Here is a 24,737-nt window from a genome sequence, read left to right as displayed (position 1 = left end):
TACGAACTTCATTCTGCAAAGGACTGCTGGTTGTAGCAGCTGCTACAGGGGTGCGGTGTTTGGCTGCTACACCGGAAGTTCAGAGCGTAGCGATGCCAAAAATTCCCGATACAGCCGCGCCGTGTTCGTCGGTTGTTCCACCATCGGCATATGGCCGGTGTGGTCCCAGACTTCCACTCGCAGATCGGCGATGCCTTTGCTCCAGATCGCCACGCTGCTGACATCGATCAAGCGGTCCTTGTGTCCCCACAGCAACAGCGCCTGGCACTTGATGTCGGGCAGTTTCGGCTCCATCGGCGGGCTGGCACGGAAGTCGTTGAAGATTTCTTCCAGCTCATCGCGACTCTGTTCATAGCGTTGTGCGATGGCGTCCAGCACCACCTTGGGTACCCACGGCGGTTCGGCCATGGTCATGGCGTAGAAGCGCTGGAATTCTTCCCGTGAATGAATCAGGAACGGGTTGTGGCCCTTGGCCAAATGCCGCTCCAGGTCGCTGGCTTCGGGGGCGGTGACACCTGCCGGGTCGATCAGGGCCACCGAAACGATGCGGTCGGGGTACGTGGCCGCCAGCCATGCTGCCATGTAACCGCCCATCGAGTTGCCGATCACGTGGACTTTCTCGACGCCGCAGACATCGAGCAACTGGATCATCCGCTTGGCCTGCAAGGGAATGTCGTAGCCGCCGCCCGCCTTGAAGCCGGTTTCGCCATGGCCGGCGATGTCGGGGATGATCACCCGATAGTTGCCGACAAAGTGCCGGGCAAAACGCAGCCAGATATTTTTGTCGGCGCTATAGCCATGGAGCATCAGCACGCTGCTGGACGCTTCGTACGGCCCGCCTTGCCAGGTCGAAACAGTCATTTCGGCGATCGGCACGACAATTTTGTGCAGTCCATACAGCTTCGCCTCTACAGACATGTTCAAGTCATAGAGCCAATAACCGATGGCCGGGTAACTCAACCAGCTCCAGGCCGCGAAAACTGCGAGTGCGACAACCAACAAAAGCATCAGGCATCTTCCTTCTACGTGATCAGGACAGAATGTGATCGGCGGGTTTCAGCGCTCTGGTCATCCGGTGATAGCTGAAACTGAACCCCGGAAACATCGCAATCACATGACCGCTCTTGCTTTGATACCAACTGTGGCAGCCCCCGGACTTCCATACCGTGCGTTCCATCTCCCGGTGAATCATTTCAGTGTAGGTACGTTCTGCTTCGGGGCGTACTTCGATGCTGCGCAAACCCTGTTCTTTTAACGTACGGATGCAATCGAGGATGTAATTCATCTGGGACTCGATGATGAACAGCGCCGAGGTATGGCCGATGCCCGTGTTGGGGCCGGTGACGATAAACAGGTTGGGGAAGTCCGGCAGGCTGGTGCCGAGATAGGCCCGCGGGTACTGGGCCCAGAAATCGCTGAGTTGTGTGCCGTTTTTGCCGGTGACCGGGTAGGAAATCACCCCGTCGGTGGCGTCGTAACCGGTGGACCAGACGATCAGGTCCAGGTCGATGTGTTGGCCATCCTGGGTGACGATGCCGGTTTCATCGATGGCGGCGATGCCTTGCTCGCGGCTGTGCAGGCTTACGTTACTGCGGCCCAGCGCCGGGTACAGGGTGCTTGAGATGATCACCCGTTTGCAGCCGATGACGTAGTCGGGTGTCAGTTTTTGCCGCAATTGGGGGTCGGGCACTTGCCGTTTGAGAAAGCGCAAGGCGTGTTGCTGAACCAGACGGATGGCCGGCCGCGAGTATTTGAAGGCAATCACCCGGGTTTCAAACTGCCAGTAGATCATCCAGCGCAACAGTTTGTAGGCCGGTTTGAGCCCCAGCAACCATTGCTGGAAAGGTCCAAAGGCGCGGTCGGCCCGAGGCAATACCCAGTGGGGCGTGCGCTGGAAAACATGCAAATGCTCGACGTCCGGGGCAATCGTCGGAATTACCTGGGCCGCGCTGGCGCCGCTGCCAACGATGGCCACGCGTTTTTGCCGGTAATCGTAGGTGTGATCCCAGTTGTTGGTGTGAAAAGTCTTGCCCTGAAACCGCTCCTGGCCCTCGAAGTGTGGAACCACGGGGTGGCTCAGCGGCCCGGTGGCGTTGATCAGGAACTGTGCGTAAAACGTGCCTTTACTGGCGGTGTGCACTGCCCAGCGTTTGCCGTCGTCGTCCCATTCGATGCGCTCGACATTGGCCTGCAGTTCCACCTTGTCTCGCAGGCCGAAGTGCTCCACCACGTACTGAGTGTAGTGGTGCAGTTCGGCCTGCTCGGCGAACATTTGCGTCCAGCGGTAGGGCGCGAAGGACAGCGAATAGAGCGGCGAGGGCACGTCGACCGCGGCACCGGGGTAGGTGTTTTGGCACCAGGTGCCGCCGAAAAAGTCCCGTCGTTCCAGCAGGCGGAAATCGCCGATGCCTGCCTTGAGCAAATTGATCGCGGCGCACTGACCGCCAAAACCGCTGCCGATGATCAACACTTGAAAGGTCTGCATGGGCCTCCTTTTTTGTCGTGAATGATCGAACCCTCCTTTCATGTATAGCCAAACATTGGGCGCCCGCGTCAGGGCTATGCCTTGGTATTCAGACCGCCAGCCGGTGATGGCTATTTGCCGCTGCCCTGATAGACTCTCACCACACTTGAAACCCTGTGTTTTCAGGTTCCGTTCAGTGGAGCAGAGGCCTCTATGGAAAAAACGGGAGGAAAGGGACTTTCACTGGCCAGGAGGCTCTATACATCGCGAACCCTGGGTTTGGCTTTGGGGCTGTTGCTCGTGAGCGCGGCGATGTATCCACTCAACCCGGCACCGTGGGTCTGGGTGGCGATGCTGCTCAACGCCTTACTCTGGCCGCACCTGGCTTATCAATGGGCGCGCCGCGCGCCGGTGCCTTATCACGCCGAACACCGCAACCTGCTGGTGGACGCCTTTCTCGGCGGCTTTTGGGTCGCCGCCATGCACTTCAATCCGCTGCCCGGCGCGACGACCCTGGCCATGATGGCGATGAACAATGTGGCCATTGGCGGTTTGCGTTTCCTGTTGGCGGGAACCGTGGCGCAGATTCTCGGGATGGGCGTCGGACTGCTGATTTTCTCCCCTGCCTTCATTCCGCAAACCAGCCAACTGCAGATGTATGCCTGTTTGCCCTTGATGTGTTTGTATCCGCTGGCATTGGGCTGGATCTGCTTCCGCCAGGCCTACACCCTCGGCCGACAAAAGCGTGAATTGTTGGCCCTGAGCCGCACCGACAGCCTCACCGGCCTGCTGAACCACGGCGCCTGGAAGGATCAACTGGAGATCGAGTTCCAGCGTTGCAAACGTCAGCAGCAGGGCGGGGCGATTGCGCTGATCGACATCGACCATTTCAAATCCATCAACGACACCTACGGCCACGTTGCCGGGGACATCGTCCTGCGTCAGTTGAGCAAAATGCTCAAGCAGAACCTGCGCGCGGCGGATGTTGCCGGGCGCTACGGTGGCGACGAGTTCTGCGTGATTCTCCCGGACCTTCCGCTCAGGAGCGCTGCGGTTGCCATGGATGCCCTGCGTGATCGCTTCGCCACCTTGGGCTATGAGCAGAGCCCGGCGCTGACAGTCAGCCTGAGCATCGGCCTGGCCGCCTTCAACCCGGCACACACCGACGCAACCCTGTGGCTCAACGACGCCGACCAGGCGCTCTACGAAGCCAAAGCCACCGGTCGCAACCGCGTCATCTGTTGCGGCGATGGCGAACCGCATCACGAATTACTTGATTCGGTGTGAACCGTGATCGTTCCCACGCTCCTGCGTGGGAATGCAGCCATGGACGCTCCGCGTCCGCTCTTCGCGTTGCAAGTGTCGCATTCGGTCTAGAGCCTTGCGCCGTAGTCAGGTAGGGTGTTTTTCACCCCCGACACGAAACAAGGATCGATTCATGACGTTCAATCTCCCTCGCTCCCTGCTGGCCACCAGCCTTGGCCTGACCCTCGTCCTCGGCGCTTTTGCTCCCGCCGCCTTCGCCGAACCGAACAAACAAGTCCTCGCCGATTCCGAACAGTACAAGGGCGAAGCCCTGAAGTTACTCGAACGTTTGGTGAACATCGACACCGGTTCCGGCTATGAACCGGGCCTGACGAAAGTCAGCGACATCGCCATCGACGAACTGAAAAAACTCGGCGCGACCATCGAGCTTGTGCCCAATACCCCGGACAAAAGCAGCCATGTGATTGCGACGCTGAAAGGCACCGGCAAGGCGAAAATCCTGCTGATGGCGCACATGGACACCGTCTTCAAGGAAGGTTCCGCCGCCGAACGTCCGTTCCACATCAAGGACGGCCGCGCCTATGGGCCGGGCGTGATGGATGACAAGGGCGGCATCGTTGCCGGGATCTATGCGCTGAAAGTCCTGAAAAATCTCGACTTCAAGGACTACGCGCAAATCACTTTCCTGCTCGACGCCAGCGAAGAAACCGGCTCGGACATCGCCACCGACCTGATCAAGAAAACCGCCAAGGCCCACGACGTCACCCTCAACCTCGAACCGGGCCGCCCGGCAGATGGCCTGGTGGTGTGGCGCAAAGGCAGTGCCACCGCCGTGGTCGAGGTCAAGGGCAAGGCAGCTCATGCCGGTGTCGCGCCAGAGCTGGGACGCAACGCCGCCATGGAAGCGGCGCACCAGATTTTGCAGCTCGGCAAACTGGGCGACGCGGAGAAGAAAACCACCATCAACTTCACCGTGCTCAAGGCTGGCGACCGCACCAACGTGATTCCGGATCAAGCCACCGCCAAGGCAGACGTGCGGGCGGCGGTGCCGGAAGAGTTTGACCGGATCGAGAAGGACCTGGCGCGGGTTTCGAAAGACAAGCTGATTAATGACACAGAAGTCACCACCACACTTCAGCGCGGATTGCCGCCGATGCCGCAAACGCCGGAATCGGATCGGTTGATGGCCATGGCTCAGGGGATTTACGGGGAAATTGACCGCAAGTTGACGGAAGAAGGTAGCGGTGGGGCGGCGGATGCCAGCCTGTCAGCGGGTGTGGGTACACCGACGCTGGATGGGTTCGGGATTGTTGGCGGCAATATTCATACGCCGGAGGAATACGCGGAGGTTGAGAGTGTGGCGCCGCGGATTTATTTGTTGTCGCGGATGATTATGGAGTTGGCTAAAGCTCATTGAATTGAGTGCGGTTTTGGGGTGGTGGGTCAGTTGGATCGACCCCTCACCCTAACCCTCCCGAAACGTCGGACCGCCCCAGAGGGGCGAGGGGACTGACCGAGTTGTTTTGGCTATTTACTGCGACCTGAGAGATTGAGTCGAACTTTGATTCGGCTAACAGAAAATCACTTAAAAATCGCATTCACTCGGTCGTTCACGTCGCCGGATTCCTTAAGAAACCCACGGTCAGTCCCCTCTACCCCCTGGGGAGAGGGTTAGGGTGAGGGGTGTTTCTCAAGCCGGACACCGCCGTCAAAACCACCCCACAACTTTCCAAGACGTTTCCCACAGAACTGCTCATTGCAGTGCTGCAAGTTGGCCCTTTATGATCTCGGCTCGCGGTCAATCCCGCGACGATTTTGGCCGGTCGAATCCCTGAAGTCCTTATTTATCAGGAGATGTTTCCATGTTCGACCAAGTCATGCCTCGTTACCTCCCCATCGACACCTACGACGCCGAAACCCCGGTGCTCTTCATCAACACCCACAAAGAACTCAGCGACATCGCCGCGTGCGCTGCGCATCGCTTTACCGTGGTTCGCGATCTGGCGGACACCTTGACCAGCCTGAACCTCAAAGACATTTCCGATTGCGACCTGACGCGCGTTACCCGGGCGGTTCATCTGCTGATGCGTGAAGGCTGCGCGATGCTGAATGTGGTTCAGGCGCGGGCGTTGCAGCGGGAGGTGGAGTTCAAAACCGCGAAGTAGGCAAGATCAAAAGATCGCAGCCTGCGGCAGCTCCTACAGGGCGTACGCCATCTCAATGTAGGAGCTGCCGCAGGCTGCGATCTTTTCGGTGGTATCTGTTATTCCTTCACGCTCATAAACTCTTCCGCCCAACGGATGTATTCCTCAGGCTGCGTATAAGTGTGGGTCAACTCGGTAGCGCTCAGGTCTGACGCCTGAGTAAAGAACTGCCGTTGTTCCCGCAGGCTGTCATACGTGGCCTTGATCGCGGCGAAGTAGGCGCCGTGTCCATCGATGGTGACCCGCACGCCGAGTTCGGCCAGGCGTTTATCGTCGCGCAGCAACGGGTTGCCGTAGGTGACCAGCATCAGCGGTACGTTCAGGTGCTCGGCGATTTGTTCGAGGTGGTCGAAGTCCCGCACGCCCACCATGCAAATCCCGTCGGCACCGGCCTGCTGGTAATGACAGGTACGGCTGATGACTTCCTGCACCGGCAAGATCCCGGCGTTGGTGCGGGCGATGATTGCCATTTCCGAATCGACCCGGGCTTCCAGTGCCGCACGAATCTTGCCGACGCCTTCCGCCACGCCGATCAGGTCGGTGGACTTGCGGCCGAACTGGGCGGGCAGCAACGTGTCTTCGATGGTCAGGGCGGCCACACCGGCACGTTCGAGTTCGACGATGGTGCGCATGACGTTGAGCGCGTTGCCGTAGCCGTGGTCGGCGTCGGCGATGACCGGTAGTTGGGCAACACGGCCAATGCGAGTGGCCTGTTCAGCGAACTCGCTGAGGGTGATCAAGGCAAAGTCGGGGGCGCCCAGTACCTGCAACGACGCGACCGAACCGCCCAGGATTCCCACCTCAAAACCCAGGTCAGCGGCAATGCGGGCCGACATCGGGTCGAAGACCGACGCCGTGTGATAGCAGGTGTTGGAAGCGAACAGCTCGCGAAAGTTACGGCGTAAATCTTGATGAGAAAGCCTGGACATATGAGTTCCACCACTGCAATGGGAATGGAAGGGCTTGAGCAAAAGTGTCAACGCCGAAGGAACAAAAGGCTATCACGCGGGAGGGGGGAGAATGATGACGAATTTGCAGAAGCCAGCGGTTGATTGCTGGGCGATACATCTTGGTGAAAAAAAAGGCTGCAAACCTTGTCAGTCTGCAGCCTTGTTAGTGCACTCAATGAGAGCGGTTTCAGCCTTGAGCCGGCACCCCCCAGATTTTCTTGATTTCGTGGATATTACCCACGTTGTAACGAGGCATGAAGCCGGCGGAGCATGGTTCTACCGACGTTGTCTTGACCGGCGTGTTGATGACATTGGCTCCAGCGCGCAGAAGCGGAGTTTCGTTCCAGTTGTTCATTGGCTTGTTCATATTGATTTTCCTTTTTTAGATTAATGGGGGTAGCCGATTGCTACCCGCCTTGAAGCAGTGACAGCGTCCGTTCAAAGAATGCTGTTTCCTGCTCAGCAATACCGGGGTAAGTCGGTATATAGTTTTCGTCGAAGCACCAGGCTTCTTCGGTTATATCCGATCGCTGAGGGTGAATAAGCAAACTCAGGGATGCGGACATTGTTCTGGGTGGAAGTTGTTTATGTATTTCCTGCAGCGGGAGCATGTGCAAAACTTCGCCGGGTGCGAGTTTAAGTACATGCTCTTCACTGAGTGCGGGTATGGTGCCGGCTTGTATCGGTGTGTTATCAAGTATTTTTCGTGTGATAGTTGTGTACCCGTCGCCGCTATAACCCACAGCATAAATTTCAAAGTCGTGAGTGTGATTTAGGTCATAAATGAACGTTTCACTTTCGTCTTGTGCCGTAACCGGAGACCAGAATCCAAGGCGAACGGTAAACATATCATTGTAGGCCAGTATAAAAGCATAAGCGCTGTAGAGACTGTTACTCGTACTAAACCCGTCTCTCTGGATAGTGGTGTAAAGGTGCTCGCTCAGCAACGTTCGATTGGTTGCCAGTTGACGCAGATCTTCTATGATTCTTGGCTTGTCTCGCTCAAGATCGTAAGTTGTCATGCGCTCAATGAATGTCTCCAGTTTCATGCCGCCTCACTTTGCTGGTCGAGCAAATGGTTCAGCCGACTGTTTTGCAGTTTTCTCAACAGCGGCACGTAATTCAGTGCGGCCTGCGGATTGGTTTGCTGAATCAATTGAAACGCTTTCCACGCAACGGCAGGGTGGTAGTGATATACAAGTTCTTCGGCCACTTTTCCGGCCTCGGGATCCTGTGCAGCTTCAAGTAATTCGAGGCTCACCAGGTAACGGGCGGCGCTATCGTCATGGGGGAACCAGGCGATTTTGCGCAATGAGGTACGATCAAATACACCAATGTCTGCGCCCCTGTCGGGCAGGTTGATGCTGCCGATAAATGCCGTATGCCCGGTGCCCATCGGATTGCTGTCGAACAGGACCTTTGAACCGTCAATGAACAATGGATTGTCGGCGTCGACGATGATCTGCTGCCTGAGTGTCAGGTGGTTATCTTGCACCGCGTAAAGCTGAACGGGGAATGATTGATTGTTGATGGCGAACAAAATACTGTTCCCTGGAACGGTGTAGAGCAACTGTGATGCGGGGGCACTGTCAGGTGCCTTGAGGCTGATGTTGCCACTTTCGTTGCAGTGCAGCAGCAATGTTCTGGTATGGATGTTCGTTAACTTCATGATCTCGGCAGCTTGAGAAACGGCATGGGTGCGTGCGGTGTCTTCGCGCACCCTGCTGACCAGTTTATTAATGTCGGAGGTGATGTCGATGGTTTTGATAATGGTCATAAGCCGGGTTGGCGATAGGTCAGCGTTTAAAAGTGTTTCGATCATGAGGGGCTCTGGTTTGCATTTGTCGAGGTGGGTAAATATTAGTCGGCGTGTATCGTGGGTGATGGTTTGTCGTGTTAATTCAATTTTTAATTGTCGGTGGGAGATGTTTTGTAAAAAATGAATGCGGGTTTCAGTATTGGATGTTTGAGAAAAAAAAGAGATGCCGGGGTGGTTCTTTTTGCGTTTTTCATGACTAAATTGTTTCTTGTGGGCGGTTTGTGTTTTGGAGTATGGAGGGTGTGTTTGTTGGATGCAATTTGGTAGTTGTTAGTTGATGTTGTTAGTTGTTAGTTAATGTTGTTAGTTGTTATTTAATGTTTGTGGGCCAGTACGCATACCGCGACGGGCCGCAAGGCCGGGATGACCGAGGAGATGTTCGGTGAGTTGCAGGCTGTGGTTGGCATGGCCAACGAAACCCATCGCCTGGCCAACGGTTACCGCATGCCCCTGGACGACGCGCTCAAACTGGGGTGAATCAGGCTGCCACTGACTGCTGCTGTTGATTGAGCAGCGGCACGGCGCGTACCGAGTTGCCGGGTTGCAGTTGCAGGCGTTTGGCGGTGAGGCGGTCGACGATCAGGCTGTTGCCCACCTGTCTGGCCTGGGCGGCGGTGATGCGGCAGTTTTCCAGGCGACGGTTATGGATCAGCCACACCGGGGCCTGCTCGTCGGGCGTGCCGATGGCCAGCAGCAGCGGTTGGCTGTCGCGCACGGCACGAATATTCGAGACCGGGGCTTCGATCACCGGGCCGGCGTCAAAGATGTCGATGTAACCCTTATGGGTAAAACCTTCGGCGGTGAGGATTTTCAGCGCCGGTTCGGTATTCGGGTGTGCCTTGCCGATCACGGCCTGAGCCTGTTCGGTGAGCAGGCAGGTGTAGAGCGGTTGGCGTGGCATCAGTTCAGCGATGTACGACTTGCTGCCCAGCCCCGACAAGTGATCGGCGTGGCTGAAATCCATCTTGAAGAAGTGCCGGCCCAGGCTGTCCCAGAACGGTGAACAACCTTGTTCGTCGGCGCTGCCACGCAGTTCGGCGATGAGTTTGTCGCCGAACAGGTGCGGAAACTCGGCCACAAACAACAAACGCCCCAACGACAGCAATCGACCGTTACTGCCGTGGCGTTGATCGGGTCGCAGAAACAGCGAGCAAATCTCCGATTGGCCGGTCATTTCATTGTTCAGGAACAACGTCGGAATCTGTCGTCGGATACCCAGGTCCGGTGAGGAACTGACCGTGAGCCCGACCCGGTAGTTGTACCAGGGCTCGCGCAGGCCCACGGCGCCCACCAGGGCACTGACGCCCACCAGTTGCTGATCGTCGTCTTCGAGTACGAAGAGGTAATCGGCATCGGCGCGTTCAACCTGTTCGGCGAAGGTTCGTTGGGCCCAGCGTATCCGGTGGGTCAGGCGTTCCTCGTTGGCCGGCAGGGTGGTGAAGCCGGGGCCGGCCTGGTGCACCAGATTCAGTAAGGCGGGCAGGTCGGTGACGTGAACCGGGCGGACAATCATGATGCAACTCCTTCTGCACGCCCGCTCGGGCGCTGTCGTTGGGCGCGGGGCCGGGTGATGCTCACAGGGCGATCAACCGGATCGAGCTGCCTTCGGTCACGTTCAGGGCAGCGCACATCTCGGCGCTCAACCCCACAGGTTGCCCGGCTTGATAATCCAGATCGGCGACGATGGCGCGATAGTCCTTCAGCGAATCGTTGCTCACCAGATAACTGCCAAGGGCATCGATGGACGCAACCGGTTTCGCCGTGCCGGTCTGGCTCTGGGCGATGGAGCGGATGCCGGGAGTGCGCGCATACAGCGTCGGACCACCGTCGAACAGGTCAATGTAGCTGTTGGTTTCGAAGCCTTCGCGCTCGAGGATGTCGAAGGCCTCCTGGCCATCGGGGTGGATGCGGCCGATGCAGTCCTGCGCCGCCTGGGGCAGCATCGGCACGTAGATCGGGTATTGCGGCATCAGTTCGGCGAGGAAGGTTCGGCTTTCCAGGCCGCAAAGTCGCTCGGCCTCGGTATAGGGCAGGTCGAAAAAGTGCTTGCCCACCGCATCCCAGAACGGCGAGTGCCCTTCATCGCTGCTGAAGCCGACGATCTCGGTGATGACGGCTTCGGCAAAGCGCTGCGAGTGGGCGGCGATGAACAATAGCCGCGCCCGGGACAGCAGTTCAGAGAACCGTGTGCGCACCAGCGCTGCGTCAATATGAAAACCCCGCAGCAAGGTATGGCCGCTGAGGTCGTGACACAACGACAGCGCCGGCACGCCGTGCTCGATGTTCAACTCCCGCGAGGCACTGGTGAAATGCCGGTTGCGCAGGCTGTAGAACGGCTCGCTGAAACCGGCGGTGGCAAGGATCTCCGAGCAGCCCACCAAACGCTCTCGGGTCAGATCTTCCAGCACGAAGAAGTAGTTCTCCGGACCATGACCCTCAACGTCTTTTTCGAATGAGGCGCAGGAGTCGAGAATCTTCTCGCGCAGGCATTCGGTGTCGTCCGGCAAAGACGTGACGCCTACCAGACTGTCGCGCGCCAGTTGCTGCAACTGGGGCAGGTCGGTTAAGTCGACTGGGCGTAAGACCAGCATGGATGCACTCCTGTATCAAAGGGTTCGGCGGTTGGCACCGAACCTGACTATCACTGTCGGTTTCCACGCGTTAAATCGGCGGTCGCCTGATTTTTTATCAGACGCCGCTCTTTTTCTTGTCAGCCGTTGCTTGGGTCGGGCAGTACCGTGCTGGCGCCCAGTTTGTTGAGTACAAACAGGTAGACCAGGCCCAGGGCAATCCAGATCAGACCGAGTTTCTGTGCATCGACGCCCATGTTGTACATGATGGCTGCGACGATGATGAAACCGATCACCGGGCAGATCAGGTGACGGATCACCTGACCGGATTTCTGCCGGCGCCAGTAGTAGTTGATGACCGTCAGGTGCAGCAACATGAAACCGCTCAGTGCGCCGAAATTCACCAGCGAGGTGAGGGTGTCCACCGAGTTGATGAACAGGTAGCAGATCACCAGCGACAGCACGGCCACCAGGTAAATGCTCACGTACGGCGTGTTGTGTTTGGGATGAACCTTGGCCAGTACCTTTGGCAGCTTGCCGTCCCGGGCCATGCCGAACAGCAGGCGAGACACTGCCGCTTGGGAGGTGATTGCCACCGCAACACCCCAGGCCAGCGCCGTCGCCACGGCGGTCAGGGTGGCCAGCCAGCTGCCGGCCGCGAGTTCAGCGATTTCATAAAAAGCCGTGTCAGCCGATTTGAAACCCATGCCGGCCGCCAGATCTGTCGCAATCCAGGTCTGCACGACGAAGATCACGCCCATGACTATCAGGGTGATCAGCGCGGCCTTGCCGACGCTGCGGCCCGGGTCACCCTTGACCTCTTCGGCGAGGGTGGAAATCGCATCGAAACCGAGGAACGACAGCACCGCAATCGACACCGCTTGCATCAGCAGGGCGAAGTTGAAGGTCTCGGGGTTGTACAACGGCGCCAGAGTCAGCTGACCGTTACCGCCGCCGCTGTGCAGCGCGTTCCAGGCGTAGAACAGGAAGATCGCCAGCACCACCAGTTGCGCCAGCAGAAAGAGGATGTTCATCCGCGCGGTGAAGGTGATGCCCCGCAAGTTGACGAAGGTCGCGCTGACCAGGAAGGCCAGGATGAAACCAACCTTCGGAATGTCCGGGTACAAATGATTCAGGGCCATGGCCGCGTACACATACAGCAGCGGCGGAATCAGCAGGTAATCGAGGAGCATCAGCCAGCCGGCGATAAACCCTACGTGCTGGTTCAGGCCCCGTTGCGCGTAGGAATAAACCGAACCGGCAATCGGAAAGGCCCGAGCCATGCTGCCGTAACTCAGGGCCGTGAAGAGCATCGCCACCATGCCGATGATGTAGGCCAGCGGTACCAGCCCCGGGGCCTCGGCGTTGACGTAGCCATAAACACCGAACGGTGCGATGGGGATCATGAAGATCATCCCGTATACCACCAGATCGGTCAGCGACAGGCTGCGTTTCAACTCTTGCTTGTAGCCGAATTCTTCTATTTCCATGAAGCCTTTCTCCTTGATATGAACGCAGCTACAAGCTGCGAGTTTGAAGCGATTGCTTTACAACAGCGGCGCCAGGTAATCGGTAAAGCGATTGACGTCTTCAGGCGTGCGCAGCAGGTCGTTGCGCACCTCGATCAACACCGATTCCAGGCCGCGTGCATCGCCATGGACCGGCACGGTCATGTCGCTCAGCGGGTTGATTTTGTACGGCTCATTACCGGCAACTTTCAATGGATGCTGGCTCAAGCCATCGATCAATCGCTGGGCATATTCCCTGGCCTCTCTATACAACACGCCAACTTCAAGCGCGCGAGGCTGTCCGTGATAGACCGGCGTGAAGCTGTGAATCCCCACCACCCGTACCGGCCGGCCTTGAGCGACACGTTCGTCGATCAAGTCTTTCAGACGCGAGTGAAACGGCTCGAACAGGTTTTGCCGACGGTACTCGCGGGTGGCTTCGTCCAGGTCCCGGTTGCCCGGCACCTGATAAATCTCGCTCTGCGCCGGAATGCTGTCCGGGGCCTGGCGCGGTCGGTTGAGGTCGACCAGCAGCCGCGAATAATTGGCCGCCAACAGGGTTGCGCCCAATGCTCGGGATAAGCTTTCGGCCAGCGCCAGGGCGCCGATGTCCCAGGCGATGTGCTCGCGGGCCGCCTCGTGACTCAGGCCCAGGTCATTTAACCCGGCCGGAATAAAACGGCTGGCGTGCTCGCAGACCAGAATCAACGGGTGGTCGGAGTCTTCCCGGCTCAGGGTGTACGCGGGCCCGGTGTAAAGACCGAGCTCAGCAGATTCAGTACAGGCGCGCATAGTGCTCACAGCGTTCGGCGGGCGACAGCTGTTCCGTCAGCGTCAGTTCCTCGGTTTTAAGGGCGAAGTAGGTGTCCAGCAACGCGCTCGGCAGGGCTTCGATCAGTGCCTCGCTGTTGCGCAGGCAATCCAGGGCCTGGGCAAGGGAAGCGGGCAGGGCGACGATGCCGCGCGCCTGGCGTTGTTCTTCGTTCAGGGAGTCGGGGACTTCGTCGGTGATTGCGTTCAAGGCCAGGCGCTGCTCAATGCCCAACCGACCGGCAATCAGTAGCGCGGCCATGGCCAGGTGCGGTGAGGACGTGGCGTCCATGGCGCGAAATTCCAGGTTGTATTGCGACGCCACCGATTTGCCGCCCAGGCTTATCGTCGGGCAGATTCGCAGCGCCGCTTCGCGGTTGCGTTGCCCGAGGCACGCGTAGGACGCGCTCCAGTGCTGAGGCTGCAAACGCTCGTAGGACACCGGTGTCGGCGCGGTAAACGCACAGAGTGCCGGCAGGTGATGCAGGATGCCGGCGGCCCAGTGCTGGCCGAGGGTCGACAAGCCATTGGTGGTGCCGGCGTCGTACATCACCGGTTGGCCAGCCAGGTCCAGCAGGCTGACGTGCAGGTGCACGCCGTTGCACACCGCATGCTCCGAGGCCTTGGGCGCGAAGCTCAACTCCAGGCCCATTTGCCGGGCGATCTCGCGAGTGATTTCACGCACGTTCACAGCGCGATCGGCAGCGGCCACCCCAAGGGTTGGGCGACAGGTGATTTCGTATTGATGCTTGCCGTACTCGGGCAGGAACATTTCCGGCTCGACGCCACCGGCACGCAGGGCGCCGAGCAGCCAACCGCCAAACTCGGCACCCTGACGCTGGGCTTGCAGAGAAAACGCCAGGTGTTCAACGTCGCCGGTGTTCAAGTTGAATTCATGCTCGAACGCCGCATTGACCTGCAAGCCCAACTCGGCGCGATAACGCTCTACCTCGTTGCGCAACACCGTACGCGGGCAGGCACCCCACGGGCGGCCATCGGTTTCGCAAATGTCACTGTGGATAAAATCCAGCGCCGGAGCATTGGCATCCGGGCCGTTACTGACCGTCACTCGGCTGAGCAGATCGGGCATCAGCCGCAAATCGCCATAGGCACCCCACGGGTTGGCGTAGGCGATGATGTCTTGCGGGGTCAACGCGCTGTTGGCCGGCACCCAGCCACAACCCGTCCTTTGATAGTGCTCGAGTTCGTCCGTGGGAAAGGAACGTCCGCGTGTCACGCCGATCAGGTCGGTGGTGACGAGGGTGGTCATGGGCAGTGGCAGCAGGCGCTCGCTCATGGCTGCATCTCCTGCAACCGGCCGAGTACGGTCTGGGTGTCGGTGATCCAGCAGTAACCCTTGATTGCATTCAGGCAGGTCTGATGCCGCTCGGCGGTGTAAGTGGCGCAGGCATCTTCCACCAGCGTCACCAGATAACCGCGGTCGGCGGCGTCACGCACGGCCATGTCAACGCATTGGTCGGTGACGATGCCGGCGATGATCAGGTGCCGTGCCCCGAGGTTGCGCAGCACGTAGTCGATGTGGGTGGAGTTGAAGACACCGGACGAGGTCTTGGGCAGCACGATTTCGTTTTCTGCCGGGCTCAGGTCGTCGATGATCCGCGCTTGCGGGCTGCCCTTGGGCAAGTGCATGTCCGAGAGCTTGTGGTCCAGCGAGCGGTCGCGGCCGTCGGCCGTGAGGCTTTCGATGATCGTGTGCAGCACGTTTTGCCTGGCGCTGCGAAAGGCGCTGAGCAACCGGCGTTGATTGGGCACCACCTGCATGTGGGTGCGAGTCAGAAAGTACTCGGCATCGGGCCCGTTGAGGTGCGGGTCGAACTGTGGCTCAAGCCAGGCGCGTTGCATGTCCACCAGCAACAGCGCGGTGTGATCGGTGACGAATGGCAAATCCCGGGGTGAGTGGTGGGGGAGTGTGAACATCCTTATTTATCCTCCAGCAAGTGGGTGTCGAAGTCGCTCCGCAGGGCGTCGATGCCTTCCAGGCGATCGGCCAGATCCGGACTGCGCAGGGTCAGGCAGGCAATCAGCGCCTCGACCTGGGCCAGCGCCGGAACCAGGGTATCGAAGGCCGATACCGATTCCACCGGCGCACTGATAATCAGGTCGGCCATTTCCCGCAACGGTGAAGCATAGATGTCGGTGAACAACACCACGCGTGCATAGCGATTTTTCGCCGCATTGGCCACGCGCAGGGCTTGTGACTGGTAGCGGCGATAGTCGAACACCAGCACCACGTCCTGACGCTGCACGTCGAACAATCGGTCGGGCAGTTGCGCGTTGTCCTCCAGGGCGAAACAGCCCGGACGCAGCAGGCGCAGGTGGTTGAGCAAGTATTGGGCGAGGAAACTGCTGAAGCGCCCACCGAAGCAATGCACCTGATGGCGGGTGTCGAGCAGCCATTCCACAAGAATCCGCACATCTTCGGGTTGGGTCAGCGCGTGGGTGTCCACCAGCGCTCGATGGCTGTACGCCAGATATTGGCTCCAGGTGTCGCCTTTCTGAAGATGAGCACGGGGTTGCAACAGGGTGCTGGGGGAGCGGAGGCGGTGGTCCATGTCGCTGAGCAGGGCATCCTGGAAATCGGCATAACCGCTGAAACCCAGCTTTTTGACCAGTCGCACGATGGTGGGATCGCTGACACCGGCATGTTCGGCCAAACGTGACATCGGGCCCAGACCGTTACGCGGGTACTGGTCCAGCAAGGCACGGATGACTTTGCGTTCCGACGGCGTAAGGTCCAGGCCGGGATCGGTGATCAGGTCTCTGAGAGAAGGCATCCGGGCTCCTGCTGGATGGGTATGTCGGTTTCATTTCATAAATTGCTAAAACAGTATTTATGTAGCGGACTCAACATGTCTAGTGAATTTTTCAATGGTTTTTTAAAGCCCCAAAATAGGGCGAAAACCCCGTGGGCCGCGGGCTACATGGAAGTCGACTGAGCTTGTAGGCCATCGCCCTTAGCGGTGTCGGACATCGATGATTTTTCCAGGTGTGTGTGAGTTAGAACCTGTGTTTGCTGGATCAAACGAAACGCCCTGGATTGCGCTTCTTGCGGCACAATTGGCAATAATTCGCGGTGTGACGCCGTTTTCAATTTCCATCGACAGAGTGATCCTTCGTGCAGGCGACCCGTTTGACTTTGATGTGCCACGCTCGAACCGTCGCACAAAAATTGGCGTGTTTTCCTACGAATGAGCCCATAGAGATGGATTGGCAATCGGCAAGGGGATCACGTCGTGCTCAGTTCAAGGGGACGCCGCGACTGGTGTGTGGACCTGAACTGCGAACCCGGCAAACCGCCGAGCTGTTCGGCAGTGACGTGGAGATTGTCGAGGCACTGAGGGATTGCGATTTCGGGAGCTGGAAAGGCGCGCGGATCGACGATCTGCAAAAATCCTCAGCCCAAGCGCTACAGATCTGGCTCGATAATCCGAATTCGGCGCCCCATGGCGGCGAGTCGGTAGCGCAACTCGGTGAGCGGGTGGCCGTTTGGCTGAAAACGCTGGAGGCAACACCGGGACACATCGTTGCCGTCACCCATCCGTTTGTCATGCGCGCCGCGCTGACGCAGGTGCTGCAAGGCGCAGCGTTCAACCTGATTGACGTTGAACCGCTGTCGGCCATCGAGTTGCGGTTCAACGGCCGCTGGCGCTTACGCTTGCCGGGCACTGCCCCTGAAGGAGCCTATTGATGAAAAAATTTCTGGTCATCGGTATCGGCGCCGGCAACCCCGACTACATCACGATGCAGGCCGTGAAAGCGCTGAATCTCGTCGACGTTTTTTTCCTCATGGACAAGGGCCAGAGCAAAGACAAACTGATCGACCTGCGCCGCGAGATCTGCGAGCGCTACATCACCGATCGCGACTACCGCTTCGTCGAAGCCCACAGCCCGGAGCGCGAACGCGGTGATGTGGACTACAAGGCCAGCGTGGAAGACCTGAACCTGGCCAAGCAGCAGACCTTCGAACGGTTGATCAGCGAGGAAATGACTGACGACCAGTGCGCCGGTTTTCTGGTGTGGGGCGATCCGGCGTTGTACGACAGCACGATCCGGATCTTGCAGGCGATTCTGGCCTCAGGCCGGTGCGTCTTCGAATTTGAAGTGATCCCCGGCATCACCAGTGTTCAGGCGCTGGCGGCGCAACATAAGGTGCCGCTGAACCGCATTGGCCGCTCGATTGAAATCACCACTGGCCGACGGCTGGCGGCGGGGCAGGTGAGCGATGCCGACAGCCTGGTGGTGATGCTCGATGCAGAAGATTCCTACCATCAGGTGGCGGACCAAGAGACTGAGATTTACTGGGGGGCCTATCTGGGGACGCCGGATGAAATCCTGATCAGCGGCAAGCTCAAGGAGGTGGCCGATGAGATCGAACGGGTACGCAAGGCAGCTCGGTTGGCCAATGGGTGGATTATGGATACGTATTTGCTGCGCAAGCCTTGAGTGCATCGGTGTCCGGGCTGGCGCCTTCGCGAGCAGGCTCGCTCCCACATAGACCGCGTCCGTTCAGACAACTCGGTCAACTGTGGGAGCGAGCCTGCTCGCGAAGAGGCCCTAAAGAACACCTCAAAAAACCGCTTTAACCTCACGCCCAAATCGCTCCCGATACACCGACGGCGGCACCCCGACCACGCTGCGAAACGCCACCCGAAAACTCTCCACCGAGCGATAACCGCAGCGCTGGGCAATCTGGTCGGTGTTCTGGCTCGTGCTCTCAAGCAGCTCGCGGGCCCGGGCCAGGCGCTCATGCTGCAACCACGCCTTGGGCGGCATGCCGGTGGCTTCAGTGAAACGGCGCAGAAACGTCCGTTCACTCATGGCCGCTTCACTCGCCAGCTCGCGAACCTCCAGCGGTTCATGCAAACGCTCGCGTGCCCACTGCATGACGCGCGACAAATCGCTACGCGGCGTAGGACTGACCGGTGTCGGAATGAACTGCGCCTGACCGCCGGTACGTTGCGGCGACATCACCAGCCGCCGCGCCACCGAGTTGGCCACTTGCGTACCGAAGTCCCGCGCCACCAAATGCAGGCAGGCATCGATACCGGCAGCGCTGCCGGCCGAGGTGATCAGCTGACCTGAATCGACATAGAGCACGTCCGGGTCCACCAGAATGTTCGGAAAACGCTCGGCCAACTCAGCGGTGTAACGCCAGTGTGTGGTGGCGCCGCGACCGTCGAGCAAACCGGTGGCCGCCAGCACGAACACGCCCGAGCAGATCGATAACAACCGCGCACCCCGTGCATGGGCCTGGCGCAGGGCCGCGATCAATGCCTCAGGCACCGGGGCGTTGCGATCACGCCAGCCGGGAATGATGATGGTCCGGGCGTCCTCGAGCAGCTCCATGCCGCCATCGGCCAATACCTGAATGCCACCCATGGCGCGCATCGGGCCTTGATCCACGGCGGCGATCCGGTGCTCGTACCAAGGGAAGTCGAACTCCGGACGTGCCAGGCCGAAGATCTCCACGGCGATGCCGAACTCGAATGTACAGAGGCCGTCGTAGGCCAGAATCGCGACCAATCCAGGGGTGGGCTGCATTTGGCGGAAAGTTCCCGGTGAGTGTCTTGTGCGCCACTGTAGCCGCAAGCGTCGGGCGGATAAAGTTTTCTCACACCCACCGAGACTTTGGAGTACAGCCCATGACCAGCCTGGTCCGCGAGATTCCCGCCGCCCCATCTGCCATCGCCCTGATGCATTTCAGCGACCGTCTGACCTTCGAAACCGACTGTTCTGACGTCCACGGCAGCCAACAGGCCGGCGAAGTGGATTTTGTCCTGGTAGACGTGCGCGGCCCGCTCGCGTTCGAGCGTGGCCATGTGCCGGGGGCGATCAATATTCCGGGGCGACTGTTGAGCGCTGAAGGTCTGGCGGCCTACCCGAAAACCAGCGTGTTCGTGGTGTATTGCGCCGGGCCCCACTGCAACGGTGCCAACAAGGCTGCCGTGAAACTGGCGGCGCTGGGTTACCCGGTCAAGGAAATGATCGGCGGGGTGACCGGGTGGCTGGATGAAGGGTTTGAGTTGAGTGTGGCGGTGCAACGGCCTGCCAGCACCGTGATCAGTTGCGAATGTTGATGTAGTCGAAAAGATCGCAGCTTCGTTTCACTCGACAGCTCCTACAGGTCTACGCGATCGCCCGTAGGAGCTGTCGAGTGAAACGAGGCTGCGATCTGTTGATCTTGCTCTATACGGATGCCCACCACTCATCCAGCGTCGCCTGCAACCACTCGAACACGGTTGCATAGGCGGCGCTGTCCTGTTGACCCCGGGGCAGCGGTGACTCGTCGGCAAAGTGCGCATTGAGCGTTGCCACCGATTCAGCCGTCCACTCCGGATGAAACTGCAAACCCACCCGCGTCGGCCCGGCGCGATACATCTGCTGCTCGCACTGATCACTGCTGGCCAGCAACTGCGCGTTTGGCGGCAGGTCAATGGCGTCTTCGTGCCATTCCAGCACGTTCAGATGCTGACCATCGACGAACGTCACACGGGTCCAACCGGTTTCGGTTCGATCCATCCGCCGCACATTCCCGCCCAGACTCAACGCCAGCAACTGCGCCCCCAGACAAATCGCAAACACCGGCGCGTCTTGATCCAGACTGCCCGCCAACCACTGGCGTTCGGCTTCCAGCCAGGCGGGTCCGGCATTGGATTCATAAGGCCCGCCCAACAGGATCACGGGGTCTGCGCTCACTGGCGGCAACTGGCCGAGGTCGGCGCGAAATACGTTCAGGGTCAAACCCCGGGACGCAGCCCACGTGGCAATGGCGCCGGGACCTTCGGCGGGGTGGTGCTGGATCAGGTTCAACGTGGGCATAAGGGCTCTCTTGTAGTTTTTGCTTGTAGGTTTTGTCTGAAAAAAGGACTTGTCCTACAGTCTTTGCACCGGCTTGGCGCACGCTTCAAGGGACTTGAATCCGCCGACCACTTTTCTATAAGTATTTGTCGCTTAAACACAATTTGCCCTCCTTGAGCCGCTCTAGACTGCCGGCCACTTCGGTCTTCACCTACCGAAATCTGCCAATAAAAGCCTCCGCACACAGGAGTTATAAATGAAGAAGCTAGTGATGTTCGGTGCCCTGGCACTGTCGATGTTGTCCCTGACGGCTGTGGCCGAAGACGCCAAGCCGATCCGCCTCGGTATCGAAGCCGGTTACCCGCCATTCTCGATGAAAACCCCTGACGGCAAACTCACCGGCTTCGACGTGGACATCGGCGACGCGCTGTGCGAGCAGATGAAAGTGAAGTGCACCTGGGTCGAGCAAGAGTTCGACGGCCTGATCCCGGCGCTGAAGGTCAAGAAAATCGACGCGATCCTGTCGTCCATGACCATCACCGACGATCGCAAAAAGAACGTCGATTTCACCATCAAGTACTACCACACCCCGGCGCGTTTCGTGATGAAGGAAGGCACCGACATCAAGGATCCGCTGACCGAACTCAAAGGCAAGAAAGTCGGTGTGCTGCGCGCCAGTACCCACGACCGCTTCGCCACTGAAGTGCTGGTGCCGGCCGGTATCAATCTGGTTCGCTACGGCTCCCAGCAGGAAGCCAACCTGGACATGGTCGCCGGTCGTCTCGACGCGATGCTGGCCGACTCGGTCAACCTGGACGACGGTTTCCTGAAAACCGACGCCGGTAAAGGTTTCGCTTTCGTGGGCCCGACCTACGAAGACGCCAAGTACTTCGGCGGCGGCGCCGGTATTGCTGTGCGCAAGGGCGATACCGCCCTGGCAGAAAAATTCAACACCGCCATCACCGAAATCCGCGCCAACGGCAAGTACAAGCAAGTGCAAGACAAGTACTTCGACTTTGACGTTTACGGCCAGTAATCACGCCGTTCAAAAAAGTGGCAACCGTTGACGCGGTTGCCATTTTTTTATGTTCTTTCTGTTGAAATGAGATCCCTGTGGGAGCGAGCCTGCTCGCGAAAGCGGTGTGTCAGGCAAAAGATTTTCCACTGGAAAACCGCTTTCGTCGGAACGCCGCCCGGAGCAGGCTCGCTCCCACAGGTGATTTTCGCCGTTCAGATATTCAGGAGTTTCCATGCAACGCATCGACCATTCACTGCCCTGGAGCCACCTGGGCACCGAACGCACCCTCAGCGTGTTTCGTTATGGCGCGGGCACTCGCAAGGTCTACATCCAGGCCAGCCTGCACGCTGATGAACTGCCGGGCATGCGCACGGCGTGGGAACTGAAAAAGCGTCTGGCCGAACTCGAAACCCAGGGCCAGTTGCAGGGCGTGATCGAACTGGTCCCGGTGGCCAATCCCATTGGCCTCGATCAGCACCTGCAAGGCAGCCACATGGGCCGCTTCGAGCTGGGCAGCGGCAAGAACTTCAACCGCTCCTTCGTCGAACTCAGCGCACCGGTGGCCGAGTTGATCGGCGATCGGCTGGGCAGTGATGCGGCTGCCAACATTGCGCTGATCCGCCAGACCATGGGCCAGGTACTCGACGGCCTGCCGGCACCGACCTCGCAGCTTGAAGCCATGCACCGCTTGCTGCTGCGCCACGCCTGTGAGGCCGATATCACCCTCGATCTGCATTGTGATTTCGACGCGGCGATTCATCTGTATGCGTTGCCGCAACACTGGCCGCAGTGGCAATCCCTGGCGGCGCGTTTGAAGGCTGGGGTGGCTTTGCTCTGTGAAGAATCCGGCGGCAGCTCATTCGATGAGTCGTGTTCAACGCCGTGGTTGCGTCTGGCCAGGGCTTTCCCTGAGGCCGCGATCCCGCCGGCCAACCTGGCGACGACGCTGGAGTTGGGCAGCATGGGTGATACGCGAGTCGATCAGGCTCAAGCCAATTGCGAGGCGATTCTCGGGTTCCTCGCCGAGCAGGGTTTCATCAAAGGCACGTGGCCAGCGGCCCCGAGCGAATGCTGTGAAGGCATGCCGTTCGAAGGCACCCAATACCTGTTTGCGCCGCATCATGGGGTCGTCAGTTTCTTGCGCGATTCGGGTGAATGGGTGGAGAAGGGTGATGCGCTGTTTGAAGTGGTCGATCCGCTGAGTGATCGGGTCACGACCGTTTGCGCCGGGACCAGTGGCGTGTTGTTTGCCATCGATCGCGGGCGCTACACCCAGCCGGGCACCTGGCAGGCGAAGGTCGCCGGGCGTGAGCCGATTCGGGTTGGGAAACTGGTTAACGACTAAGGATTGTCGCCGTTTCCCAGGGCCTCTTCGCGAGCAGGCTCGCTCCCACAGGGGGAATGCATTTCAAATGTGGGAGCGAGCCTGCTCGCGATGGCGGCATCAGCAACAGCCATAATCCCCCGGCAAGCTTCACAGTGTTAGGCTCTGCCCCGAATCCTGCGCTCTGTGAAGGAAGGTTTATGTTGAAGTTTCTCGCTCTGCTGACACTCCTGGCGTCCGCTGCCGTCCACGCTCAAACCCCGCTGCAAACCGATCTGCCGCTCAAGTACCTGGAGCAGGCCAACCCCGAATCGCGCCATCAGCCCCTGGTGATTTTCCTCCACGGTTTTGGCAGTAACGAGGAGGACCTGTTCGACATCAAGGATGAACTGCCCGAGTCATACAACTACCTGTCGGTACGCGCACCGATGGTGATGGAGGAGGGCAGTTACAAGTGGTTTCGCGAGAAGGGCAACGCTGCATACAACGGTGAGACCGATGATCTGAAGACCAGCGGCCAGGTCTTGCTGGATTTCGTCGCACAGGCGGCGAAGAAATATCACACCGAACCGAACAAGGTGTTCCTGGTGGGTTTCAGCCAGGGCGCGATCATGTCCTACGAGGTGGCGTTGCGTCATCCCGCGGCGGTCGGCGGGATCGCGGCATTGAGCGGGCGGATTCTGCCGGTGCTCCAGTCCGAACTGAAACCGGATGAAAAACGCCAGAAGCTGGCGATTTTCATCGGTCATGGCACTGCGGATAAACGCCTTCCGTACATTGACGGCACGGACGCCGACAGCCTGTTGCAGAGCCTGTCACTCAAGCCTGAATTTCATGCCTACCCTGGCGTCGGTCACAGCGTAAGTGCTGCCGAAATGCAGGACTTGAGCGCCTGGTTGCAGCGTCTCAATCCCTGATGCTTATTTGCCGGTGACGATCTGTTTGACCAGCGTCTCGTGGCCAGCGTTGTCGCTGAGGCGGGAAATCACTTGAACGATCGCCATGCGCGTGTTGGACGCGGCCATCAGCGTGGTGTCGAGGGTTTTGCCGCCGCCCTGGGTGGCGGTGCTGTCGATCTGCCGCAGCCCCAGGCCAGTGCCTTTCTGGGTCAGGCTTTTTTCACTGAGTTTGGTGAAGTCCGGCAGCGCCGTGGCTTGTTCGGTGGCGAAGTCAGACGCCACGGAGTCGAGGAACTGACCGTCGTTGTCTTTGACGTTGAGGCCGCCGGGGATGGTGTTTTCAGCGGCGATCACTACGGTTTTAGTGGCCTTGTTGGTGTACATGGTGCCCGTTGCCCCGGCGGTGCCGGTGGCCGCGTCGCCGGCAGGCAACGGGTTGGCGACGAAACCTTTGGGCAGGGTGAACGTGAACTTGCCGCCGAGCATCGAGACTTTCTGTGCGGGCGCGGTATCGCTGGCAGTGGCCTTGGCGGCCTGCGCGTTCAGCGCTCCCAGACTGGCAGCCGCCGTCAACAACAGGACAACGGCTTTTTTACTCAACAATGACATTCAGAAACTCCAGGGATGATCGGTCTCGCGGTGGGGGCGATCATCCCATGGAGGTTGCGGCGCATTCCAGCGCAGTCTAACGGACGGTCACGTTCTTATGGCCAGCGCAATTACCTATGGCTACTTATGGACCAGCTCCAACTAACCGCAGCTGGGCGTCATCGGCCTGGAACGACCACTCACCGCACGCATCGACGACGCCACCAGCGAGGTCAACCTGCTCAACGAAAACGGCATCACCACCGTCTTCAACTCCTACGGCACCGGCCTGCACTTATGGGGTAACCGCACCCGCGGCCTGGCCCAGCGTCACCCACATGCGCAACTTCGAAAACGTGCGCCGCACTGATCTCCGATTCTTGCCGGTGCTCGCTGGTATTGGGTCGACTCCTGTCGGTCGCCACCGGCAGAAATCGGCCGAGGCTGTGTAAAAACGTTTTTGAGCGCGACAGGTACTCAAAACTGGACTGGAACTCG

26 protein-coding genes and 1 pseudogene are annotated in these 24,737 nt (G+C 59.1%); 11 read left to right on the top strand and 16 right to left on the bottom strand.

Going from position 1 to position 24,737, the window contains the following annotated elements; genetic code table 11:
- Window positions 1-66: 66 nt before the first annotated feature.
- Both JFU47_RS07350 and JFU47_RS07345 read right to left on the bottom strand, forming a co-directional pair.
- On the bottom strand, window positions 67-1,008 hold the full coding sequence (locus tag JFU47_RS07350) for an alpha/beta fold hydrolase (RefSeq protein WP_140682074.1): 942 nt from the start codon (window positions 1,006-1,008) through the stop codon (window positions 67-69).
- A 22-nt stretch (window positions 1,009-1,030) separates the two neighbouring features.
- Window positions 1,031-2,485, bottom strand: a complete 1,455-nt coding sequence (locus JFU47_RS07345) for a flavin-containing monooxygenase (RefSeq protein WP_201182134.1) — start codon at window positions 2,483-2,485, stop codon at window positions 1,031-1,033.
- 192 nt (window positions 2,486-2,677) lie between these two features.
- Between JFU47_RS07345 and JFU47_RS07340 the strand changes: the two genes are divergently transcribed.
- The 3 genes from JFU47_RS07340 to JFU47_RS07330 all read left to right on the top strand — a co-directional run bounded on the left by JFU47_RS07340 (window position 2,678) and on the right by JFU47_RS07330 (window position 5,895).
- Entirely contained in the window at window positions 2,678-3,751 is a 1,074-nt protein-coding gene (locus JFU47_RS07340; RefSeq protein ID WP_201182132.1) for a diguanylate cyclase, read from the top strand.
- Window positions 3,752-3,902: 151 nt separating this feature from the next.
- A complete protein-coding gene (locus tag JFU47_RS07335; RefSeq protein WP_201182130.1) occupies window positions 3,903-5,147 on the top strand; it encodes a M20/M25/M40 family metallo-hydrolase in 1,245 nt (414 codons plus the stop codon).
- A 445-nt stretch (window positions 5,148-5,592) separates the two neighbouring features.
- Window positions 5,593-5,895 carry a hypothetical protein gene (locus JFU47_RS07330; RefSeq protein WP_134104110.1) on the top strand — a complete coding sequence of 101 codons (303 nt, stop codon included), beginning with the start codon at window positions 5,593-5,595 and terminating at the stop codon, window positions 5,893-5,895.
- A 98-nt stretch (window positions 5,896-5,993) separates the two neighbouring features.
- Here the strand turns inward: JFU47_RS07330 and JFU47_RS07325 are convergent, their stop codons facing one another.
- From JFU47_RS07325 to JFU47_RS07310, 4 genes are all read right to left on the bottom strand, one after another.
- Window positions 5,994-6,863 (bottom strand): isocitrate lyase/PEP mutase family protein, encoded by an 870-nt coding sequence (locus JFU47_RS07325; protein WP_140682082.1) that lies wholly within the window; start codon window positions 6,861-6,863, stop codon window positions 5,994-5,996.
- Window positions 6,864-7,071: 208 nt separating this feature from the next.
- On the bottom strand, window positions 7,072-7,251 hold the full coding sequence (locus JFU47_RS07320; protein WP_123367286.1) for a hypothetical protein: 180 nt from the start codon (window positions 7,249-7,251) through the stop codon (window positions 7,072-7,074).
- A gap of 40 nt (window positions 7,252-7,291) precedes the next feature.
- A complete protein-coding gene (locus tag JFU47_RS07315) occupies window positions 7,292-7,933 on the bottom strand; it encodes a transposase (protein WP_201182129.1) in 642 nt (213 codons plus the stop codon).
- Window positions 7,930-8,706 carry a hypothetical protein gene (locus JFU47_RS07310; RefSeq protein ID WP_201182127.1) on the bottom strand — a complete coding sequence of 259 codons (777 nt, stop codon included), beginning with the start codon at window positions 8,704-8,706 and terminating at the stop codon, window positions 7,930-7,932. The genes JFU47_RS07315 and JFU47_RS07310 overlap by 4 nt, the downstream gene beginning before the upstream one ends.
- 327 nt (window positions 8,707-9,033) lie before the next feature.
- On the opposite strand from JFU47_RS07310, the pseudogene JFU47_RS07305 reads away from it, so the two are divergent.
- Window positions 9,034-9,180: pseudogene (locus JFU47_RS07305) on the top strand (carboxymuconolactone decarboxylase family protein); the annotation flags it as partial.
- 1 nt (window position 9,181) lies between these two features.
- Here the strand turns inward: JFU47_RS07305 and astA are convergent.
- From astA to JFU47_RS07270, 7 genes are all read right to left on the bottom strand, one after another.
- Window positions 9,182-10,216, bottom strand: a complete 1,035-nt coding sequence (gene astA, locus JFU47_RS07300) for an arginine N-succinyltransferase (protein WP_201182126.1) — start codon at window positions 10,214-10,216, stop codon at window positions 9,182-9,184.
- 61 nt (window positions 10,217-10,277) lie between these two features.
- Window positions 10,278-11,294 (bottom strand): arginine N-succinyltransferase, encoded by a 1,017-nt coding sequence (locus JFU47_RS07295; RefSeq protein ID WP_201182125.1) that lies wholly within the window; start codon window positions 11,292-11,294, stop codon window positions 10,278-10,280.
- 119 nt (window positions 11,295-11,413) lie between these two features.
- Window positions 11,414-12,763: an APC family permease gene (locus JFU47_RS07290; RefSeq protein WP_140682092.1), complete on the bottom strand. Its 1,350-nt coding sequence runs from the start codon at window positions 12,761-12,763 to the stop codon at window positions 11,414-11,416.
- A 57-nt stretch (window positions 12,764-12,820) separates the two neighbouring features.
- Window positions 12,821-13,573: an N-formylglutamate amidohydrolase gene (locus JFU47_RS07285; protein ID WP_201182123.1), complete on the bottom strand. Its 753-nt coding sequence runs from the start codon at window positions 13,571-13,573 to the stop codon at window positions 12,821-12,823.
- Window positions 13,557-14,888, bottom strand: a complete 1,332-nt coding sequence (locus tag JFU47_RS07280; RefSeq protein ID WP_201182122.1) for a glutamine synthetase family protein — start codon at window positions 14,886-14,888, stop codon at window positions 13,557-13,559. The genes JFU47_RS07285 and JFU47_RS07280 overlap by 17 nt, the downstream gene beginning before the upstream one ends.
- Entirely contained in the window at window positions 14,885-15,529 is a 645-nt protein-coding gene (locus tag JFU47_RS07275) for an isochorismatase family cysteine hydrolase (protein ID WP_201182120.1), read from the bottom strand. Before JFU47_RS07275 ends, JFU47_RS07280 begins: the two co-directional genes overlap by 4 nt.
- 2 nt (window positions 15,530-15,531) lie before the next feature.
- A complete protein-coding gene (locus JFU47_RS07270; RefSeq protein WP_201182118.1) occupies window positions 15,532-16,386 on the bottom strand; it encodes a MurR/RpiR family transcriptional regulator in 855 nt (284 codons plus the stop codon).
- Between the two features lie 199 nt (window positions 16,387-16,585).
- Between JFU47_RS07270 and JFU47_RS07265 the strand changes: the two genes are divergently transcribed.
- Genes JFU47_RS07265 through cobF form a run of 3 tightly spaced genes read left to right on the top strand, consistent with a single transcriptional unit; the run spans window position 16,586 to window position 18,055 of the window.
- Window positions 16,586-16,804: a hypothetical protein gene (locus JFU47_RS07265; protein ID WP_170206227.1), complete on the top strand. Its 219-nt coding sequence runs from the start codon at window positions 16,586-16,588 to the stop codon at window positions 16,802-16,804.
- Window positions 16,728-17,300, top strand: coding sequence for a histidine phosphatase family protein (locus JFU47_RS07260; RefSeq protein ID WP_201182117.1), 573 nt, complete (start codon window positions 16,728-16,730; stop codon window positions 17,298-17,300). The genes JFU47_RS07265 and JFU47_RS07260 overlap by 77 nt, the downstream gene beginning before the upstream one ends.
- On the top strand, window positions 17,300-18,055 hold the full coding sequence (cobF, locus tag JFU47_RS07255; protein ID WP_201182116.1) for a precorrin-6A synthase (deacetylating): 756 nt from the start codon (window positions 17,300-17,302) through the stop codon (window positions 18,053-18,055). The genes JFU47_RS07260 and cobF overlap by 1 nt, the downstream gene beginning before the upstream one ends.
- 123 nt (window positions 18,056-18,178) lie before the next feature.
- Here the strand turns inward: cobF and ftrA are convergent, their stop codons facing one another.
- A complete protein-coding gene (gene ftrA, locus JFU47_RS07250; protein WP_201182114.1) occupies window positions 18,179-19,153 on the bottom strand; it encodes a transcriptional regulator FtrA in 975 nt (324 codons plus the stop codon).
- A gap of 101 nt (window positions 19,154-19,254) precedes the next feature.
- On the opposite strand from ftrA, the gene JFU47_RS07245 reads away from it, so the two are divergent.
- Window positions 19,255-19,689 carry a rhodanese-like domain-containing protein gene (locus tag JFU47_RS07245; RefSeq protein WP_201182113.1) on the top strand — a complete coding sequence of 145 codons (435 nt, stop codon included), beginning with the start codon at window positions 19,255-19,257 and terminating at the stop codon, window positions 19,687-19,689.
- A 109-nt stretch (window positions 19,690-19,798) separates the two neighbouring features.
- On the opposite strand, the gene JFU47_RS07240 is transcribed toward JFU47_RS07245, so the two are convergent.
- A complete protein-coding gene (locus JFU47_RS07240; RefSeq protein ID WP_201182112.1) occupies window positions 19,799-20,431 on the bottom strand; it encodes a type 1 glutamine amidotransferase in 633 nt (210 codons plus the stop codon).
- 235 nt (window positions 20,432-20,666) lie between these two features.
- On the opposite strand from JFU47_RS07240, the gene JFU47_RS07235 reads away from it, so the two are divergent.
- From JFU47_RS07235 to JFU47_RS07225, 3 genes are all read left to right on the top strand, one after another.
- Window positions 20,667-21,446 (top strand): ABC transporter substrate-binding protein, encoded by a 780-nt coding sequence (locus tag JFU47_RS07235; protein WP_056746669.1) that lies wholly within the window; start codon window positions 20,667-20,669, stop codon window positions 21,444-21,446.
- A gap of 214 nt (window positions 21,447-21,660) precedes the next feature.
- Window positions 21,661-22,773: a succinylglutamate desuccinylase/aspartoacylase family protein gene (locus JFU47_RS07230; RefSeq protein WP_201182110.1), complete on the top strand. Its 1,113-nt coding sequence runs from the start codon at window positions 21,661-21,663 to the stop codon at window positions 22,771-22,773.
- A gap of 179 nt (window positions 22,774-22,952) precedes the next feature.
- Window positions 22,953-23,669, top strand: a complete 717-nt coding sequence (locus tag JFU47_RS07225) for an alpha/beta hydrolase (protein WP_201182108.1) — start codon at window positions 22,953-22,955, stop codon at window positions 23,667-23,669.
- A 3-nt stretch (window positions 23,670-23,672) separates the two neighbouring features.
- Here the strand turns inward: JFU47_RS07225 and JFU47_RS07220 are convergent, their stop codons facing one another.
- Window positions 23,673-24,260, bottom strand: coding sequence for a hypothetical protein (locus tag JFU47_RS07220; protein WP_201182106.1), 588 nt, complete (start codon window positions 24,258-24,260; stop codon window positions 23,673-23,675).
- Window positions 24,261-24,737 lie beyond the last annotated feature (477 nt).

The organism is Pseudomonas sp. TH39(2020), assembly GCF_016650715.1.
GTDB lineage: Bacteria > Pseudomonadota > Gammaproteobacteria > Pseudomonadales > Pseudomonadaceae > Aquipseudomonas > Aquipseudomonas mandelii_C.
The sequence above is the reverse complement of the archived record's forward strand: the minus strand, read 5'-3'. Positions and strand labels throughout refer to the sequence as shown.